The organism is Streptomyces sp. NPDC096136 (assembly GCF_044763325.1).
In the GTDB taxonomy this organism is placed as follows: Bacteria; Actinomycetota; Actinomycetes; order Streptomycetales; family Streptomycetaceae; genus Streptomyces.
The window spans coordinates 1-1,083 of sequence record NZ_JBIWFZ010000070.1 but is presented as its reverse complement, the minus strand read 5'-3'; the positions used below and the strand labels follow the sequence as shown (position 1 = coordinate 1,083).

1 protein-coding gene is annotated in these 1,083 nt (G+C 67.3%); it reads right to left on the bottom strand.

All coding sequences use genetic code 11. The features are described 5' to 3' along the window. Position 1 precedes the first annotated feature (1 nt). Positions 2-1,072, bottom strand: a complete 1,071-nt coding sequence (locus tag ACIRBY_RS38745) for an IS630 family transposase (RefSeq protein WP_403910206.1) — start codon at positions 1,070-1,072, stop codon at positions 2-4. Positions 1,073-1,083 lie beyond the last annotated feature (11 nt).

Genomic DNA, 1,083 nt, shown 5'->3' with positions numbered 1-1,083 from the left:
CCTAGTGATCCGGTTCGGAGATCCTGTCGCAGTAGCGGCAGATGCGGTCGAGGATCTGGTCGGCGGTCTTGGCCCACTTGAAGGGCCGGGCTTCGTCGTTCCAGACCTTGATCCAGTCTTCGAGTGCGGTCTTGAGGTCGTCGAGTGAGCAGAACACCCCGCGTTCGAGGCAGCGTCGTTCCAGCTCGGCGAACCACCGCTCGACCTGGTTGATCCACGACGAATACGTGGGTGTGAAGTGAAGCTGGAAGCGGGGGTGCGCGAGCAGCCACTTGTGGACTGCCGGCGCCTTGTGGGCGGAGAGGTTGTCGCAGATCACGTGGACCGCCAGGCCCTTGTCGGTCTGGCGGTCGATCTCGTCGAGGAAGTCGCGGAAGTCCACGGCCCGGTGCTGGGCGGACAGCTTCGTGATCACCTTGCCGGTCGCGGTGTTCAAGGCGGCGAACAGATCGACGGTGCCGTGCCTGACGTAGTCGAAACTGCGCCGCTCGGGCACTCCCGGGATCATCGGCAGCACCGGTGCGGTCCGCTCCAGGGCCTGGATCTGCGGTTTCTCGTCCACCGCGAACACCGCGGCGTTGGCCGGCGGCGCGAGGTAGAGGCCGACGACGTCACGGACCTTGTCGATCAGGAACGGGTCCGGGGAGATCTTGAAGGTCTCTGTCCGCCAGGGCTGCAGGCCGAAGGCATGCCAGATCCGGAGCACGCTCGCCGGGGAGATGCCCACGGCCTTGGCCAGTTCCCGTTTCGACCAGTGCGTCCCGCCCGGGGGCGTCTCCTCCAGGGTGCGGACCACCACCTCTTCCACCTGGGCATCGGTGATGGTCCGTGGCACCCCGGGCCGCGGTTCGTCCGCCAGTCCGTCCAGCCGGTCACGCAGGAACCGTGTGCGCCACCGCCGCACGGTTGCTCTGCCGACATCGACTCGCGCGGCGACCACGGTGTTGTTCCAGCCCTTCGCGCACGCCAGCACGATGCGTGCACGAACGGCCAGCCCCTGCGCGGTCGAACGGCGCCTGGCCCAGTTCTCCAGCGTCAGCCGCTCGGCCTCCGACAACACGACAGGTTCCAACCGGGTATCGC